The organism is Acinetobacter sp. I-MWF, from assembly GCF_025433935.1.
Lineage (GTDB): Bacteria > Pseudomonadota > Gammaproteobacteria > Pseudomonadales > Moraxellaceae > Acinetobacter > Acinetobacter guillouiae.
On sequence record NZ_JAMBAR010000062.1, the window covers coordinates 1 to 321 of the forward strand.

At 67.0% G+C, this 321-nt stretch carries 1 protein-coding gene; it reads left to right on the top strand.

The window, feature by feature from the left end:
• Positions 1-19 precede the first annotated feature (19 nt).
• A partial coding sequence (locus M2R48_RS21365) for a PepSY domain-containing protein (RefSeq protein WP_262087638.1) occupies positions 20-321 on the top strand: 302 nt, incomplete at its 3' end.

Below are 321 nucleotides of genomic sequence, written 5' to 3' on the forward strand. Positions count from 1 at the left end.
GGCCATGGAAAACACACCGATGCCGGTGTCCGGCGACCATGCCGAACACATGAACCACGGCGCGATGCATGCCGCCCCCGCCGCGCCCACCATCAGCCTGCAACAGGTGGTCGACCTGGCCACCTCGCGCAAGGTCGAGCCCGGCTACAGCATCACCCCGCCCACCACCGCCGAGGGCGTATTCACTGTCTCGGTGTTCGCCAACGACCCGCGCAATGACGCCACCCTGCATGTGGACCAGTACACCGGCAAGGTCCTCGCCGATGTGCGCTGGGAACACTACAACGGCGTGGCGCGGGCGACCGAGACCGGCGTGATGTT